Below are 15,618 nucleotides of genomic sequence, written 5' to 3' on the forward strand. Positions count from 1 at the left end.
TAACTGTCATGCAACTCATTACAACAACAGGCAGTGAACGCGCTGCCCACGCCGTGATCCGACTCAACCCGCTCGACGACGTGCTCATCGCCCGCCAGGCCCTGCCCGAAGGGTTGCTGCTGGACGAAGGCATCACCGTTCGCCAGCCAATCCCTGCTGGGCACAAGGTGGCGGCGCGCGACATTGCGGCCGGCCAGCCGCTGCGCCGCTACGGGCAGATCATCGGCTTCGCCAGCCAGGCCATCACCGCAGGCGAGCATGTGCACGTGCATAACTTGGCAATGGGTGACTTTGCCCGTGACTACGCCTTTGGCGTCGATGCCCGTGGCGCGCAGGCGCCCAACGACGACACCTTCAGGGGTATCGTCCGGGTCGATGGCCGGGTCGCCACGCGCAACTATGTCGGCATCCTCACTTCGGTGAACTGCTCGGCCACCGTGGCCCGGGCAATCGCCGACCATTTTCGCCGTGACATTCACCCCGAAGCGTTGGCGCCGTACCCGAACGTCGACGGCGTGGTGGCCCTGACCCATGGCGTCGGTTGCGCCGTCGACCCCTCTGGCGAGGCCTTGGCCATGCTGCGCCGGACCTTGGGCGGCTATGCCGTGCATGCCAACTTCGCCTCGGTGCTGCTGATTGGCCTGGGTTGCGAAACCAACCAGATCCCTGAGCTGCTCGCCGCCCAAGGGTTGCAAAGCAGCCACACCTTGCGCACCTTCACCATCCAGGGCACTGGTGGCACCAGCAAGACCATCGCCAGCGGCATTGCCCAGGTCAAGGCGTTGCTCGCCGAAGCCAACCAGGTCGAGCGCCAGCCAGTCAGCGTGCGCCACCTCACCGTGGGCCTTCAATGTGGGGGTTCGGACGGCTACTCGGGCATCACCGCCAACCCTGCGCTGGGCAATGCCGTGGACCGGCTGGTAGCCGCAGGCGGTACCGCGATCCTGTCGGAAACTCCCGAAATCTACGGTGCCGAGCACTTGCTGACGCGCCGCGCCGTAAGCCAGCAAGTCGGTGAAAAGCTGATCGCCCGCATCCAGTGGTGGGAAGCCTATTGCCAGCGCATGGGCGCCGAGCTGAACAACAACCCTTCGGCCGGCAACAAGGCCGGTGGCTTGACCACCATCCTGGAAAAATCACTGGGTGCGGTCGCCAAGGCCGGCTCCAGTGACCTGGTGGATGTGTACGAATACGCAGAGCCGGTGCGCGCCCATGGCCTGGTGTTCATGGACACCCCCGGTTATGACCCGATCTCGGCCACTGGCCAAGTCGCCGGGGGTGCCAACTTGATCGCTTTCACCACCGGCCGCGGTTCCGCCTACGGCTGTGCGCCCTCGCCGTCCATCAAGCTGGCGACCAACACGCGCCTGTGGGAAACCCAGGAAGACGACATGGACGTCAACTGCGGCGGCATTGCCGACGGCAGCATGACCATCGAAGAGCGCGGCGAGCACATCTACCAGATGATGCTGCGCATCGCATCGGGGGAGCGCAGCAAGAGCGAACAGCATGGCTACGGGCAGAACGAGTTCGTGCCGTGGCAGATCGGCGCCATTACCTGACTGCTTGCCTTGATGTACCTGCCTTAACGATTATCGGAGCCCTCATGACCCAGATCCTTGGTCACAACTACATCGGCGGCCAGCGCTCGGCGCAAGGCAATTCGCTGCTCAGGAGCCTGGATGCCAGCACTGGCGAAGCGCTGCCCGGCGCATTCAGCCAAGCCACCGAAGCCGAAGTGGATGCGGCCGCAAAGGCTGCTGCCACGGCCTTCCCGGCCTACCGCAACCTGCCGGCCGAGCAACGCGCAGTGTTTCTGGAGGCGATTGCCGACGAACTCGATGCACTGGGTGACGCCTTCATCGCCACGGTATGCCGTGAAACGGCCCTGCCCGCCGGCCGAATCCAGGGGGAACGTGCCCGCACCAGCGGCCAGATGCGCCTGTTCGCCACGGTACTGCGCCGGGGTGATTTTTACGGCGCCCGCATCGACCGCGCACTGGCGCAGCGCCAGCCGCTGCCGCGCCCGGACATACGCCAGTACCGAATCGGGGTCGGCCCGGTTGCCGTGTTCGGGGCCAGCAACTTCCCGCTGGCGTTCTCCACCGCAGGCGGCGATACCGCATCGGCCCTGGCCGCTGGTTGCCCGGTGGTGTTCAAGGCGCACAGCGGCCACATGGCCACCGCTGAAGGTGTAGCGGATGCCATCTTGCGTGCCGCGGTGCGCAGTGGCATGCCGGCGGGCGTCTTCAACATGGTCTACGGTGCGGGCGTCGGCGAGTGGCTGGTCAAGCACCCGGCCATCCAGGCCGTGGGTTTCACCGGCTCGCTCAAGGGCGGTAACGCGCTGATGCGCATGGCTGCGGAGCGGGCCCAGCCGATCCCGGTGTTTGCCGAGATGTCCAGCATCAACCCGGTGATCCTGCTGCCTGAAGCGCTGGCTCAGCGAGGCGCCGCACTGGCCCGCGAGCTCGCTGCGTCCGTGACCCTGGGCTGTGGCCAGTTCTGCACCAACCCAGGCCTGGTGCTGGGCATGCGCTCTGCTGCATTCAGCCATTTTGTCGAGCACCTGCAAGCACAAATGGCTGCGCAAGGCGCCCAGACCATGCTCAACTCCGGCACCCTGGCCAGCTACCGCCAGGGCCTACAACACTTGCACGCGCACCCCGGCATCACCCACCTGGCCGGCGCCGAGCAAGGCGAGCGGCAGGCGCAGCCGCAACTGTTCAAGGGCGATGTCAGCCTGCTGCTGAACGGCGACCCGCTGCTGCAGGAAGAAGTGTTCGGGCCCGCGACTCTGGTCATTGAAGTTGAAGATCAGGCGCAACTCAGCGCCGCCGTGCAAGCCCTACGCGGGCAACTGACCGCCACGGTCATTGGCGAAGCAGCAGAACTGACAGGCTTCAGCTGGTTGAGTGAATTGCTCCAGGACAAGGTCGGCCGCGTGTTGTTCAACGGCTACCCCACTGGCGTCGAAGTGTGCGATGCGATGGTCCACGGCGGCCCATACCCTGCCACCTCGGACGCCCGCGGCACCTCGGTGGGGTCGCTGGCGATCGATCGCTTCCTGCGGCCCGTGTGCTTCCAGAACTACCCTGATGCGATGCTGCCCCCTGCGTTGCAGAACGCCAATCCGCTGGGTATTTGGCGCCTGGTCGATGGTGAGGGCAGCCGCTCAAGCTGCTAAAGGCCCTTCTACCCCCGTCGAGCCGCCAGGCGCTCGACGGGGGGAAATTTTGAACTCCCCTCACCGCACCCCCTCCCACCTGAAGAGCCCCCGCGATTCTTCAGGACCCCGCCATGGCCAAGCCCCTGCAGGAATACCAGCGCAAGCGTGACTTCAATGCCACGCCCGAGCCGAGCGGTAAACGTGGCCGGGGCCGGAAGCCCCATGCCCTGCAGTTCTGCATCCAGAAGCACGACGCCAGCCACTTGCACTACGACTTCCGCCTGGAACTCGACGGCACGCTCAAGAGCTGGGCCATCCCCAAGGGCCCGTCGCTGGACCCGAAGGTGCGGCGTTTGGCCGTGCACGTCGAAGATCACCCGCTGGACTACGCCGATTTCGAGGGCAATATCCCCGAAGGCCATTACGGCGCGGGCGATGTGATCGTCTGGGACCGTGGCATCTGGGAGCCTGAAGGTGATGCGCAGCAGGCCTATGCCAAGGGCAAGCTGCGCTTTCGCCTGCAAGGCGAGAAGCTCAATGGTGTCTGGAACCTGTTCCGGACCCACCTGGCGGGCAAGAAAGAGCAATGGATGCTAGTCAAATCGCACGATGGCGAAGCCCGTAGCGAGGCCGATTACAGCATCGTCGAAGCCCAGCCCGACAGCGTGCTCAGCGAGCGCACCCTGGTCCCCAGGCGTAGCAAGCCTGCCGAAAAAGCGGCGCCGCGTACCCGCAAACGCAAGGCAGGCGCACAGAAGGCCCCGTTACCCGACACGCTGCAACCGCAACTGGCGACGCTGGTCGACTCGCCACCCGCCGGCGACTGGTTGTACGAGGTCAAGTTCGATGGCTACCGGATTCTCGCGCGCATCGACGGCGATGACGTGCGTCTTTTTACCCGCAATGGCCACGACTGGACCGCCAAGCTGCCCCATCAGCGAGATGCACTGCGCACGCTGGGCCTCGACTCGGCCTGGTTGGACGGCGAAATGGTGGTCAATGACGAACACGGTGTGGCCGACTTCCAGGCCCTGCAGAACGCGTTCGATGTCGAGGACGATCAGCACATTCTCTACTACTTATTCGACCTGCCCTTCCTGGGCGGCGAGGACCTGTGCCAGTTACCGCTGCAAGCGCGGCGCAAAACCCTGCAGCAATTGCTTGAACAGGCCGACGCGCAGTGGCTGAGGTTTTCCGAAGGTTTCGATCAACCGGTCGACTCCCTGCTCGACAGCGCCTGCCGCATGAACCTGGAAGGCCTGATCGGCAAGCGCGCCGACAGCCCTTACACCGGGCGCCGCAGCGCCGACTGGGTCAAGCTCAAGTGCCAGCAACGCCAGGAGTTCGTGATTGTCGGCTACACCGACCCCAAGGGCAGCCGCAGCGCTTTTGGCGCCTTGCTGCTGGCCGTGCACGACGACAGCGGCGCGCTGCGCTACGCCGGCAAAGTCGGTACAGGGTTCAGTGCTGCCACCCTGGAAACCATTCATGCGCGACTCAAACCGTTGGAAACCCCCAAGCCGATGCTGAGCAAGCCACCGACCGGCGCCGAAGTCCGGGGGGTGCACTGGCTCAAGCCGACGCTGCTGGCCGAAGTCGCCTATGCACAGATGACCCGAGACGGCGTGGTGCGCCATGCGGTGTTCCACGGCCTGCGTGATGACAAACCTGCGACCGCGATCGACCTGGAGCACGCCATGCCTGGCAAGTCCGTGGCCAAAACCAAGGCTCAACACAAGCCCGAGGCGTTGGGCGAATTGCGCCTGACCCACCCTGACCGCGTCATCGACGCCACCCGCGCCACCACCAAACGCCAAGTCGCCGAATACTATGCGCAGGTGAGCCAATGGATCCTGCCCCAGCTGAAAAACCGCCCCGTGGCGCTGGTACGCGCGCCCGATGGCCTCGGTGGCGAGTTGTTCTTCCAGAAAAACGCTGGCCAGCTGCACATCCCCAACGTGGTCAGCTACGACAAGAAACAGGCCGGCCAGGCCGCCATGGTCATCAACCGCGCCGATACTCTGCTGGGCGCGGTGCAGATGAACATGCTCGAACTGCACACCTGGAACGCCACCGACAAGGACTTCGACAAACCGGACCGCTTCGTGCTCGACCTGGACCCGGACCCGGCGCTGCCCTGGAAAGCCATGCTGGAGGCCACGCAGCTGACCTTGACCCTGCTCGACGAACTTGGCCTGAAGGTGTTTCTGAAGACCAGTGGTGGCAAGGGCATTCACATTGTCGTGCCGCTGACCCGAAAAGCGGGCTGGGACGAGGTGAAGGACTTCAGCCATGCGATCGTCGATTACCTGGCCAACCTGTTCCCTGATCGCCTCAGCGCCGTGTCGGGGCCGAAGAACCGGGTCGGGCGCATCTTCATCGACTATCTGCGCAATGGCAAAGGCGCCACCACCGCCTGTGCCTATTCCTTGCGCGCCCGGGAGGGCCTGCCGGTGTCCGTGCCGATCTGGCGTGAAGAGCTGGCCCAGCTCAAGGGTGCCAACCAATGGCACATCGGTAACCTGCACGAGCGCCTGGCCGAGGTGGACGACCCCTGGGCCGACATGGGCAAGACCCGTCAATCGATCACTGCGCGCATGCGCAAACAGCTAGGGCTGGGCTGATGAGCATCATTCAGGACTTTGATTTGAATACCCTCGACCGCCTGTTGCGCAGCTTCACCGAAAGGCCGCAGGCACTGAACCTCGATACCCAACTGCCGGCGCTGATGCAGGCGCTGCAGGCCGACCACCTTGACCTGCTGCCCCTGCCCGGCCAGGGCAACACGCTGCGCCGCTGGCAGAGCCTGGCCCGCATTGCCGGTTGTGACATGGCCTTGGCCAAGCTCTACGAAGCCCACACCGATGCCTTGGCGATCCTGGCCGAATGTGGTGCCGCGCACCATGCGCAGGACGGCATTTGGGGTGTCTGGGCGGCGGAACCGCCAGATGCCCGCGCACGTATCGTCGAGCGCCAGGGCGAGCAGGTGCGGCTTTCGGGCCGCAAGGCGTGGTGCTCGGGCGCCTTGCAAATCGACCGCGCCCTGATCACGGCATGGGGTGAAGACGACCAACCGCAGCTGGTGGCCATAGAGCTGTCGCACCCCAGCCAAGGCTTGCGTATCGAACAGTGGCAGGCGGTCGGCATGGCCATTACCGCGAGCGTCGAGGTCGAGTTCAACCATACCCCTGGTATTGCCATCGGCCGGCCCGGGCAGTACCTCTCCAGACCCGGCTTTTGGCACGGGGGTGGTGGCATCGCGGCGTGCTGGTACGGCGGCGCCGAGGCCCTGGCGGACTACCTGCGCGAACACTGTCGCAACCCGCGGCCAGACCCGCACGCCGACGCGCACTTGGGGGCTGTGGACGCCGCCTTGTGCGGTGCCAGGGCGGCGCTGCGCGAGTGTGCGGGCTGGATCGACCGCCAGCCGGGCGCAGACGCCTGTTTCGAAGTACGGCGTACCCGCGCACAGGTCGAACAGGCCGTCGAGCACGTGATCCATCACGTGGGGCGCGCCTTGGGCGCCTCGCCGTTTTGCCGCAGCAGCCACTTTGCCCGGTTGAGTGCCGACTTGCCGGTGTTCCTGCGCCAGAGCCACGCCGAGCGTGACCTGGCCGCCCTCGGACAGCAGCTGGCTACCCTGCCGGCAGGAGCCTGGCAACTATGAATTTGATCGAGTCGAGTAGCGGTACCCCCTGGTCGGCCTGGCAGCACGCCGCGCACCTGGCCAGGGCCACCTGGATCGACCCAGGGCAACTGTGCCCGCCTGGCCGCCGGCTTGTACTGATCGCCCCGCACCCGGATGACGAAATTCTCATGGCGGGTGGTTTACTGGCAGGCTTTCATGGGCGCGAGGACGACCTGGTGTTGGTCTCCGCTACCGATGGCGAAGGCAGCCACCCAGGCTCCAGCCACTGGACCGAGCACCGCTTGCGCAGGCAGCGGCCGCTGGAGAGCCGCCACGCCCTGCAACAGCTCGAACTTGACCTCAACCGGCTGGACTGGCGCAGGCTGCACCTGAAGGACGGCGCGCTGCCGCGGGACGAGGCGTTTCTAGTCAACCACCTGAGCCAGTTGCTCAAGCCTGACGACGTGCTGATGGCCACCTGGCGCAACGACGGCCACTGCGACCACGAGGCGGTGGGCAGGGCCGCCGCGCAAGCGGCAATGGCGCGCAAGGTGCAATTGGTGGAGGTGCCGGTCTGGGCCTGGCACTGGGCGCAACCTGACGACCCTCGCCTGCCCTGGCCACGGGCTCATCGCGTGCAGCTGGATGAAACCCGCCTGGCCCGCAAGCGCAAGGCCTTGGCCGCGCACATCAGCCAACTCGAGCCAGATGAAGGCCAACCGCCCGTGCTGCCAGCGAACTTGCAGGAGTGCCTGCTACAGCCTTTCGAATTGGTGTTCTTGTAAAGGGAGTTGTCATGAGCCTCGACGCACAGTATTTCGCCGACCTGTACGCCAGCAGCGAAGACCCTTGGGCCTTTCGCACCCGCTGGTACGAAAAGCGCAAACGCGAGCTGGTCATGGCCAGCCTGCCACGCCAATGCTATGAGCGCGTGTTCGAGCCTGCGTGCGCCAATGGCGAGCTGAGTGCCTTGCTGGCCGAGCGGTGTGCAGACTTGTTGTGCCAGGACTTGAACCCAACTGCCGTAGGCCTCGCGCGGGAACGCTTGGCCGGGGTCAGCCACGCCTCGGTCGAACTCGGCAGGCTTCCGGGTGATTGGCCCGGTGGGCGCTTTGACCTGATCGTGCTGAGTGAGCTGGGTTACTACCTTGATCCCACCGATTGGTTGCAAGTGATCGAACAGTCAGCCGCCAGCCTCAGCGACGACGGCGGCCTGCTGGCCTGCCACTGGAAACACCCGATCGCGGGCTGCCCCCAGGACGGGCGTGAAGTGCATCGCATGCTGGGCAAGCATCTGCCGCTGTACCCCGTCTATCGCCATGAAGAAGCGGACTTTCTGCTCGAATACTGGTCCTGCCAGCCCAGCGTGATCGACCTCGACGAGACCTGCCCATGATTGCCGTGGTCATACCCGCGCACAACGAAGCGCGCCGCCTGGGTCGTTGCCTCAAGTCCGTGCGGGCGGCTGCAGACCAGGCTGAGTTGGCGGGCTATCGGGTCGAAATACTGGTGGTGCTGGACCGCTGCAGCGATGGTAGTGCGGCGGTTGCCAGGCGGCACCAGGTGCAGACACTGGAAGTGCACGCAGGCAATGTTGGCATGGCGCGCAGTGCCGGCGCGTCACAGATGATCGAACAGGGCGCCAGCTGGCTGGCCTGTACCGATGCCGACAGCCAGGTGCCGCCGCATTGGTTACTGTCGCAACTGGCGTGTGGTGCGGACGTGGTCTGTGGCACCGTGCATGTGGAGCGCTGGCAGCCCTGGCAGAATGCCGCGTTGCGCCGGTTGTACCTGAGCCATTATCAGGCGCGAGAGGGGCACCGGCATATCCATGGCGCCAACCTTGGGGTCAGTGCACAGGCGTATTTGCGTATCGGGGGGTTCCAGCCGTTGCCGGCCCATGAAGACGTACAACTGGTGCGCGACCTGGAGGCGCACGGTGCGCAGATCTCCTGGACGGCACGGCACAGCGTGGCGACCAGCAGCCGACGCGACAGCCGCGCCCGGGAAGGGTTTGGGGATTTTCTGGCAGGCCTTGAAGCCTCCCCCTCCTGAGTCGCAGGCTTATAGCGCTCCCACAGGAGTGGGCTGCCGATACATAGATGGAAAGATCAAGAAGCCTTCCGGGTCCGCTTGGCAGGCTTCTTCTTGCCAGTAGCCCCACCCTTGCCCCCCAAACTGCGCTTGAGCAACTCGGTAAGGTCGATGATGTCGGCACTTTTCTCTGCACTGCCGCCCTCGCCCTTCTCGACCACGCTGATCTTGCCTTTACTGGCCTTCTCTTCCACCAGGTCCATGATCGTCTGGCGAAACGCATCGTGGTATTCATCCGGCTGCCACGGCCCGCTCATGTCCTCCACCAGCCGCTTGGCCATGTCCAGTTCACGCTTGTCTACCTTGGTGTCGGTCACGCTCTTGTCCAGTTCCAGCGTCTCCAGCCCTCGCACTTCCTCTGGCCAGCGCAAGGTGATCATCACCAGTGCATCGTCCAGCGGGCGCAGCAGCGTCAGGTGCTGACGGGTATGCAACACCACCGTGGCCAAGGCCACCTTGCCGGTACTCGCCAGGGTCTCGCGCAGCAGCGCGTAAACCTTGCCGCCACGGCGGTCGGGGGCCAGGTAATACGGGGTATCGAAGTGCTGAAGGGGGATTTCACCGGCATCGACGAACGAGAAAATATCAATGGTCTGGGTCGCTTCTGGCCGGGCCGTGCGGATCTCCTCCTCGCTGATCACCACATAGCGGCCTTTTTCATACTCCACACCTTTGACGATGTGCTCCTTGTCGATTTCCTTGCCTGTGACCTTGTTGACCCGCTTGTACCCGACCGGCTCCATGCTGCGTTTGTCGAGCCAGTCGAAATCCACCCGCTCGGTGCGCACAGCGGTATTGAGCGAGACAGGGATGTGCACCAGCCCAAAGCTGATCGCGCCTTTCCAGATTGCCCTAGCCATCGTTAATCACCTCCCGCCAGGCCCCGCGTCTATCGGGGCTTCTACTGGAAGTGACTGCGGCGCGCCGGGAAGGTTTAGTCAGGCTGCCCTGCGGCGGGCAGCGCCGCTTTTTTAGCTGAACAACACACGCTTGAAGGCTTCGGCGGCCAAGTGAACCTGCACCGACCAGTCGTCTGCCGCGTCGCTGCCGGCATCGTCTGAAATGTACTTGAGGCACACGAACGGAATGCCTTCGTCACGGGCGATCAGGGCCAGCACATAGGCTTCCATGTCGACGATATCGTAAGGTGCCTCGCCGTGACTGACTTCGAAACTGTCACCACTGCCGCAGGTACCCAGGGCAAGCCCGGGGATTTCCTCGCCGTGTTCCAGCAGCACCGGGATGTCAGACAGCGGCGTCTCGTACCGGGCGAAGCCCAATGGCGTGACGTCCATGTCGCGCTGCACGAAACGGGTACAGCACACCACCTCGCCCTTGCCATAGCGTTGGCTGCCGGCAGAGCCCAGGTTGACGATCAACTTGGGCTTGCGCTGGGCAATGGCCTTGGTCAGTGCGATGGCGGCATTGACCTTGCCGATGCCGGTGAACACGGTGTTCACATCGGCAAACACAGTGCCCGCCTCTGCCTCGAGGGCGAAGACAAAAAGCGTGTCGGTCGGGGTGATCTGGGGAAATTGCTTGATCAGCATCATGGCGCAGGACGTTCCGAGTGGCTGCAAAGGGCGCGGCCATTTTCGGTCAACCCTGTGTAATTGCAACCCCAGCCGTTGGCAATCCGGCGTGTCCTTGCGTCACCACTTGCTCGACCACGGCCTGTAAAGCGTGTGCTGCGCTTTGCCCATCGGCGTGAGCGCGCTCCAGGCAGTGCAATTGCCGATCCGCGCTGGTGCCCTCGCGCAGAATGCCGTGGGCATGCAGGAAGGCGCGTTCGGCGTCGACAGTGTCGACCGGAAACTGGCCCTGCAACTGCCCAAGCCAGCCTTGCGCCGTGACCGGCTGCTGCGCATCGGCACCGATGAATTGACCATGGCGCCCATAGCGCATGGCTCGCCAGTAGTTTTCCTGTGCGACCCAGCGCAGCTCGCGATTGAAGGGGCTACGTTCATGCCTTGGCTGCAGGCTGTGCTCGACCAAGTGGCGAAACACGCCGGCAATGCTCAATGCGTCCTCAAGGCAAGGGCAACCATCGCAGATACGTAACTCGACTGTCGGAAAGCGCTGCGAAGGCCTGATCGCCCACCAGAAATCACCCTTTTCTGCCAGTGAGCCGGTCCTTTGCAGCAAGGCTCGGTAGCGCTCGTAGGCGGGCCAATCCGCTAATGGCTCTGGCAACCCCATGTGAGGCCACTCGCCACAAATGACCCGCCGGTAGCTCATGTAGCCGGTCGCCTGGCCCAGCCATAAGGGTGACGATGTGCTGAGCACCAGTAGCAACGGCAACCAGGGCACCAGGCGATTGATCAGTTGCATGCGATCGCAGTCAGCCGGTACGCCTACGTGCACGTGCAAACCGTTGAGCAGGCTGCGCCGTGCCACATGCCGGTAGTCGTCGAACAGCTGGCGGTAGTGTGCCGAGGCTGCCGGCTTATGCCGTAACCAAGGTGCATTGGGGTGGCTGGCTGCGCCATACAGGCCCATACCCTGCGCCGCCAGTACGTCGCTCAGCCGCTGCCGCGCATGCACGAAGAATTCCCGTGCCTGGTACAGGTTAACGAACACCGGTGAGGCGACTTCTATCTGGCAGCGGAACATCTCTTGGGCAAAGTACGGCCCCAATACCTCTCGGCAGTGCCTGGCCAGGCTCGACGCTGGCAACGTTGGGACCTTGCCGGTGGCAAGGTCCACCAACAGGTATTCCTCTTCGAGGCCAAACGTGCAAGGCCGGAGCATGCTGGTTCAGCCGTCGCGGGTAACAGTAAGCGCTACGGCGGCTATGCGCTCGACGTGTTCATAGCCGGGTTCGGCCAGTTGCTCGCCGAACACATCAGGGTCGATTTCCCGGTAGACCCAAGACCACGCCTGGCCCGCCAAGCGCAAACGAACAGCCTCAAGCAGCGGGTCGCGGCCTTCGATGATCGCCACACCGGTATACAACAACAAGGTGCCCCGAGGGCTCAGGCGCTCCAGAGCCTGTTCGATGATACGCAGCGACAGCGCTTCGCCCAGCGCCCCACCGCCGTGGCGGTAGGTGCGCGCGCTGAGGTCCAGCATGTAAGGGGGATTGGCGACGATCAAGTCGAATCGGCCGCTTAGGCCGTCGAGCAGGTCACTGGCCACCACCGACACGTTGTTGATACCCGCCAAGGCGGCATTGATGGTGGTGTAGCGTAGCGCAAGCGGGTTGATGTCGACCGCGCTGACCTGCGCATGCTGAGCGGCGCGCGCGATGATCAACGCGCCCACGCCGGTACCGCAACCGATGTCGACCGCATGCTCCACCCGACACGGGCTGTGCCGCAGGTGATCGTGGATGACCTGGGCAAAGCGGTAGCTGTCGGGGCCGAAGAATACTGCGTCGCAGGCGTGGGTCGGGTAAGCCGAATGGACCAGCAGCAGGTCATCCAGCGTGGACCAGCGCACCGAGCTGGCCATCAGCCCGCCGTGGTGCTCCAGCACTTGCGCGCGCTCCAACGGGGCTAATTGGTCGGCAGGCATCTGCGAAGGCGCAAACGGTCGGCTCCAGCCGAACACGTCGCGCACGTTCGTCGCCTGCCTGGCGTCATCGCGGGCATTGTTGCGGGCATGGGTGGCCGGGCTGACGCAGGTAAAGCGGTAGCCGTCGGCACGCAGGCGCTGGCCCAGTTGCAGCAGTACCTGGTCTGCCTGGGACAGGTCTGTTTCAAGCAGCATCAATGGCATCCTTCTTGAGCCAGGCCGGTTGCACGCACGAAAGCTTGAGTGGCCAGCAACCCCTCAGGCAATGCATGACGATTGCCGGCCATGCGCTCTACCAGGGTATCCAGCGAGGCCGTCTGCTGGTTGAAATCGGGCAGGCTTTCACCTGGCAAACCCGTGTCCCAACTGCCCGGCATCACGCGTCGCGTGCTGGCTTGCCAGCTGTCAGCGATCCAGTCATGCCACAACTGCTTTTCGTACGCGGTGAATACCCCGAACATGGGCGCAGTAGGCCCATCGATCAGTGCCCACCAGCGGCTGTGCACTGGGTTTTCTCCGCGCCGAATCCAGCCTTGGGCCTGCAGCGCATCGACGAAAGCTGGCATGGCGCCCGGTTCTGCCAACCATTGATTGATGGTGCGCTTTTGCAAGCGGCAGTGGTCGGAGTGCATGTATTGACCATACTGGCGCTTGCGCTCCAGGGCAGCGAACAACTGCGCCTGCAGGTCGAATTCACCGATCAGGGTGGCCGCTGGCGTTCCGAGTTCGTTAAGCCTGTAACCGCGTCGCACCCGTTGATAGAAGGTCTGCGGATCTTCTGCCGGGCACAGCTGTTGTAAAGCCTGGATAGACAGATGAGCATGGCCACTGGCAGCGTTATCAATGGTCACATGCAGTTGGAAGTAGTGGCCATCGATACCCAGCTCTGCCAATTCATACGTGGTAATCAGCAGGTGCAGTGGCGGCTGCTCATAGCCCAGGTTATAACCCAGTACTTCGGGTAAAAAAGCGTCACCGTGCGCGCCAAGGGCGAGCTGCACGGCGCCCTGCAGATAGCGACTGTCATCCAGATGTGACGGTTCCAGGCAGCCAAGACGGCTCAGTAGCCGTTGGTAGATCAACACGTGGTTACAACGCGGATCGCCATTGCCCAGCTCTTCAAGGTAAGTGCGGATCAGCCCGTGGTAACGCGGGTCCTGCCAATGCTGGAGGGTGCCGTGCAGCCACGCCCCATCCACGGCTTTGGTCGGCGCGATTTGTTGCAGAAACCACAACGCATGGGCGCGGTTGCTGAAATACCGGCGTGCTCCCCCTTCGCGTCGCTGCTGTAAGTATTCGGCATAGGCTTTGGCAACCTCGGCGGCATGCTGCGCGCTCCAGGCAGGGAGCTGTGAGGGGCTGGGCGGAAGGTCGTCGGGGTGCTGCTCTACGCGGGTGATCTGTTCATCAAGCCACACAGCGCTTGTGCCGTCGTGACCTTGCAAAAGGCTCTGGTACCTGTGCTGCAGGCTATGGCTTGCGGTCATAGACCTTTCATGTATAGCGGTCTTGCGGGTCAGCACCGTCATGCCGTGTTCCTCTGAATGCAGTGCCAGGTCGCCCCGGCACTGCGTATTCCTCAGTTACGAACGGCCGCCTTTACGGCTGGTGTCGTTGGGCATGTTGCCGCCCGAAGACTGACCGCCTTTGCGTCCGGCTTCAGAAGCCTTCTCGCGGTCGTTGGCGAAGTTGCCTGGGTTCTTGCTGCCGCCTTGGCTGCCTTCCTTGCCCTGGGTGCCGGTGCGGCTGTTCTCTTTGTTAGCCATGGTCGTGAAACCTCATATGACTTCAGGAAGCACGGCGTTTTGCCGTACATAGCTTCGGAGTTCGGCGATATCGAGGGATTCGTTTTATTGCGAGAGGTTCGGACCGGTGGCATTAAATAAGCAGTGGTTGCTTATTTGGCGCGCCAAGCGCTCCGGCGCTTTACTCAGCGCCGGACGGGTCCAGCTTGACTTGGCAACGGCCCAGCCAGCCGCCTGTTGCCGCCCAGCCCAACGCAATGGCCGCGCCAATCAGCATCGCCAGTTGCGGGTGCTCCCCCAGCACATCCAATGCCCGCTTGAGCCAACCGCTGAGGGCGTCACCGCCGCGGTAGACCACAGTGTCGATGAAGTTCTTGGCTTTGTACTTGTCTTCTGCCGACAACACGGTGAAGAGCATCTCCCGCCCCGGCCGGACGAGCGCATATTCACCGGCCCGACGCACCACCATCACCACCACGAAGGCGGCGAACACTGGGGCCACTGCCAGCCAGACAAAGCCTGCGGCCATCATCAACGGCACCGCCACCAGCAATACGCCCACGCCCATCCTTTTCGCCAGGCGCCCGGTCAGAAACACCTGCGTGAGTATCGCCAAGGCCTGGACAACGGTGTCGATCAGGCCGAACACTTGAGTTTGCCGGGTACGGTCGGTGAAGGTTTCGCTGACAATACGCGCCTGTTCGAAGTACAGGAACGTGCTGACACTGGCCAGCAGCACCACGAACAGCGCGATGCCCAACAAATAAGGAGAGCGCAGCACGGCAGTAGCCCCCGCGAACGGGTTGCCACCCAACGGCTTGGACGTCGAGCGCTGCAGATGGGCCGGCAGCGGATGACGGTCTCGCCAGCGCTGCAAAAACAGGGCAGCGCCGGTGCTGCCTAGCAGAAATAGCCCGGCCAGTACCAGCAGGCCTTCATGCCCCAGCGGGCCCACCAGCAAGGTACCCAGGATCGGCCCGCAGAGGCCGCCCAGGCTGGCACCCGCTGCCAGCAGGCCAAACAACCGTTTGCCTTGTTCGGTGGCAAACAGGTCCGCGAGCACGCTCCAGGCCAGTGAAATGGTCAGCAAGTTGAACACCGACAGCCAGATATAGAACGCGCGCGCAGTCCATACATCGTCCGGGGCCTGGGCAAACAGCACCGCGAACAGCAACAGGTTGCTGGTGAAGAACCCGTAGGTCCAGGGCAGGATTTGCCGCCGCCTCACCTTGGATGCCAGCCAGCCGAACAGCGGCAGGCATGCCAGGGTGGCGACGAAGGTGCCGGTGAACAGCCACTGCAGGTTATCCACGCCACCGGCCACACCCATGGTCTCGCGCACCGGGCGCAGCATGAAGTAGCCGGTGAACAGCAAGTAGAACAACAACAGGCCGGCAACCACCGCCGGCCCTTCGCCCGGTTGTATGTTCAGCCCTTGGTCCAGACGCCGCCGCCAGCCTTGCATG

The 15,618-nt window shown here is 63.8% G+C and carries 14 protein-coding genes; 7 read left to right on the forward strand and 7 right to left on the reverse strand.

Annotated features, from left to right (window positions below; all coding sequences use genetic code 11):
* The first annotated feature begins 8 nt into the window (after positions 1-8).
* From HU764_RS12500 to HU764_RS12530, 7 genes are all read left to right on the forward strand, one after another.
* Entirely contained in the window at positions 9-1,562 is a 1,554-nt protein-coding gene (locus HU764_RS12500; RefSeq protein ID WP_186702875.1) for a UxaA family hydrolase, read from the forward strand.
* A gap of 44 nt (positions 1,563-1,606) precedes the next feature.
* Positions 1,607-3,187 carry an aldehyde dehydrogenase (NADP(+)) gene (locus tag HU764_RS12505; protein ID WP_186702876.1) on the forward strand — a complete coding sequence of 527 codons (1,581 nt, stop codon included), beginning with the start codon at positions 1,607-1,609 and terminating at the stop codon, positions 3,185-3,187.
* Positions 3,188-3,300: 113 nt separating this feature from the next.
* The gene (gene ligD / locus HU764_RS12510; protein ID WP_186702877.1) at positions 3,301-5,793 is read left to right on the forward strand and encodes a DNA ligase D; all 2,493 of its coding nucleotides are present in this window, start codon (positions 3,301-3,303) and stop codon (positions 5,791-5,793) included.
* Positions 5,793-6,836 carry an acyl-CoA dehydrogenase family protein gene (locus HU764_RS12515; protein WP_186702878.1) on the forward strand — a complete coding sequence of 348 codons (1,044 nt, stop codon included), beginning with the start codon at positions 5,793-5,795 and terminating at the stop codon, positions 6,834-6,836. The genes ligD and HU764_RS12515 overlap by 1 nt, the downstream gene beginning before the upstream one ends.
* On the forward strand, positions 6,833-7,582 hold the full coding sequence (locus HU764_RS12520) for a PIG-L deacetylase family protein (protein ID WP_186681567.1): 750 nt from the start codon (positions 6,833-6,835) through the stop codon (positions 7,580-7,582). Before HU764_RS12515 ends, HU764_RS12520 begins: the two co-directional genes overlap by 4 nt.
* A gap of 11 nt (positions 7,583-7,593) precedes the next feature.
* Entirely contained in the window at positions 7,594-8,193 is a 600-nt protein-coding gene (locus HU764_RS12525; protein WP_186702879.1) for a class I SAM-dependent methyltransferase, read from the forward strand.
* Positions 8,190-8,852 carry a glycosyltransferase family 2 protein gene (locus HU764_RS12530; RefSeq protein WP_186702880.1) on the forward strand — a complete coding sequence of 221 codons (663 nt, stop codon included), beginning with the start codon at positions 8,190-8,192 and terminating at the stop codon, positions 8,850-8,852. Before HU764_RS12525 ends, HU764_RS12530 begins: the two co-directional genes overlap by 4 nt.
* A 56-nt stretch (positions 8,853-8,908) precedes the next feature.
* Here the strand turns inward: HU764_RS12530 and ku are convergent, their stop codons facing one another.
* The 7 genes from ku to HU764_RS12565 form a co-directional block, all read right to left on the reverse strand.
* Positions 8,909-9,751 carry a non-homologous end joining protein Ku gene (gene ku / locus HU764_RS12535; RefSeq protein WP_099429364.1) on the reverse strand — a complete coding sequence of 281 codons (843 nt, stop codon included), beginning with the start codon at positions 9,749-9,751 and terminating at the stop codon, positions 8,909-8,911.
* Positions 9,752-9,862: 111 nt separating this feature from the next.
* On the reverse strand, positions 9,863-10,444 hold the full coding sequence (locus HU764_RS12540) for a phosphorylase family protein (protein WP_027593205.1): 582 nt from the start codon (positions 10,442-10,444) through the stop codon (positions 9,863-9,865).
* A gap of 46 nt (positions 10,445-10,490) precedes the next feature.
* Positions 10,491-11,642, reverse strand: coding sequence for a carboxylate-amine ligase (locus HU764_RS12545; RefSeq protein ID WP_186702881.1), 1,152 nt, complete (start codon positions 11,640-11,642; stop codon positions 10,491-10,493).
* 6 nt (positions 11,643-11,648) lie between these two features.
* Positions 11,649-12,602, reverse strand: coding sequence for a methyltransferase (locus HU764_RS12550; protein WP_186702882.1), 954 nt, complete (start codon positions 12,600-12,602; stop codon positions 11,649-11,651).
* Entirely contained in the window at positions 12,602-13,936 is a 1,335-nt protein-coding gene (locus tag HU764_RS12555; RefSeq protein ID WP_186702883.1) for an iron-containing redox enzyme family protein, read from the reverse strand. The genes HU764_RS12550 and HU764_RS12555 overlap by 1 nt, the downstream gene beginning before the upstream one ends.
* Positions 13,937-13,990: 54 nt before the next feature.
* The gene (locus HU764_RS12560; RefSeq protein WP_099454107.1) at positions 13,991-14,173 is read right to left on the reverse strand and encodes a con-10 family general stress protein; all 183 of its coding nucleotides are present in this window, start codon (positions 14,171-14,173) and stop codon (positions 13,991-13,993) included.
* Positions 14,174-14,333: 160 nt separating this feature from the next.
* Positions 14,334-15,617: an NTP/NDP exchange transporter gene (locus HU764_RS12565; RefSeq protein WP_186681577.1), complete on the reverse strand. Its 1,284-nt coding sequence runs from the start codon at positions 15,615-15,617 to the stop codon at positions 14,334-14,336.
* Position 15,618: the final 1 nt, after the last annotated feature.

Source organism: Pseudomonas kermanshahensis, assembly GCF_014269205.2.
Taxonomy (GTDB): Bacteria; Pseudomonadota; Gammaproteobacteria; order Pseudomonadales; family Pseudomonadaceae; genus Aquipseudomonas; species Aquipseudomonas kermanshahensis.

What these genes read in the sequence shown, in the direction of transcription:
- HU764_RS12500 (WP_186702875.1), top strand. Translation starts at nt 9, where the DNA reads ATGCAACTCATTACAACAACAGGCAGTGAACGCGCTGCCCACGCCGTG.
- HU764_RS12505 (WP_186702876.1), top strand. Translation starts at nt 1,607, where the DNA reads ATGACCCAGATCCTTGGTCACAACTACATCGGCGGCCAGCGCTCGGCG.
- ligD (WP_186702877.1), top strand. Translation starts at nt 3,301, where the DNA reads ATGGCCAAGCCCCTGCAGGAATACCAGCGCAAGCGTGACTTCAATGCC.
- HU764_RS12515 (WP_186702878.1), top strand. Translation starts at nt 5,793, where the DNA reads ATGAGCATCATTCAGGACTTTGATTTGAATACCCTCGACCGCCTGTTG.
- HU764_RS12520 (WP_186681567.1), top strand. Translation starts at nt 6,833, where the DNA reads ATGAATTTGATCGAGTCGAGTAGCGGTACCCCCTGGTCGGCCTGGCAG.
- HU764_RS12525 (WP_186702879.1), top strand. Translation starts at nt 7,594, where the DNA reads ATGAGCCTCGACGCACAGTATTTCGCCGACCTGTACGCCAGCAGCGAA.
- HU764_RS12530 (WP_186702880.1), top strand. Translation starts at nt 8,190, where the DNA reads ATGATTGCCGTGGTCATACCCGCGCACAACGAAGCGCGCCGCCTGGGT.
- ku (WP_099429364.1), bottom strand. Translation starts at nt 9,751, where the DNA reads ATGGCTAGGGCAATCTGGAAAGGCGCGATCAGCTTTGGGCTGGTGCAC.
- HU764_RS12540 (WP_027593205.1), bottom strand. Translation starts at nt 10,444, where the DNA reads ATGATGCTGATCAAGCAATTTCCCCAGATCACCCCGACCGACACGCTT.
- HU764_RS12545 (WP_186702881.1), bottom strand. Translation starts at nt 11,642, where the DNA reads ATGCTCCGGCCTTGCACGTTTGGCCTCGAAGAGGAATACCTGTTGGTG.
- HU764_RS12550 (WP_186702882.1), bottom strand. Translation starts at nt 12,602, where the DNA reads ATGCTGCTTGAAACAGACCTGTCCCAGGCAGACCAGGTACTGCTGCAA.
- HU764_RS12555 (WP_186702883.1), bottom strand. Translation starts at nt 13,936, where the DNA reads ATGACGGTGCTGACCCGCAAGACCGCTATACATGAAAGGTCTATGACC.
- HU764_RS12560 (WP_099454107.1), bottom strand. Translation starts at nt 14,173, where the DNA reads ATGGCTAACAAAGAGAACAGCCGCACCGGCACCCAGGGCAAGGAAGGC.
- HU764_RS12565 (WP_186681577.1), bottom strand. Translation starts at nt 15,617, where the DNA reads ATGCAAGGCTGGCGGCGGCGTCTGGACCAAGGGCTGAACATACAACCG.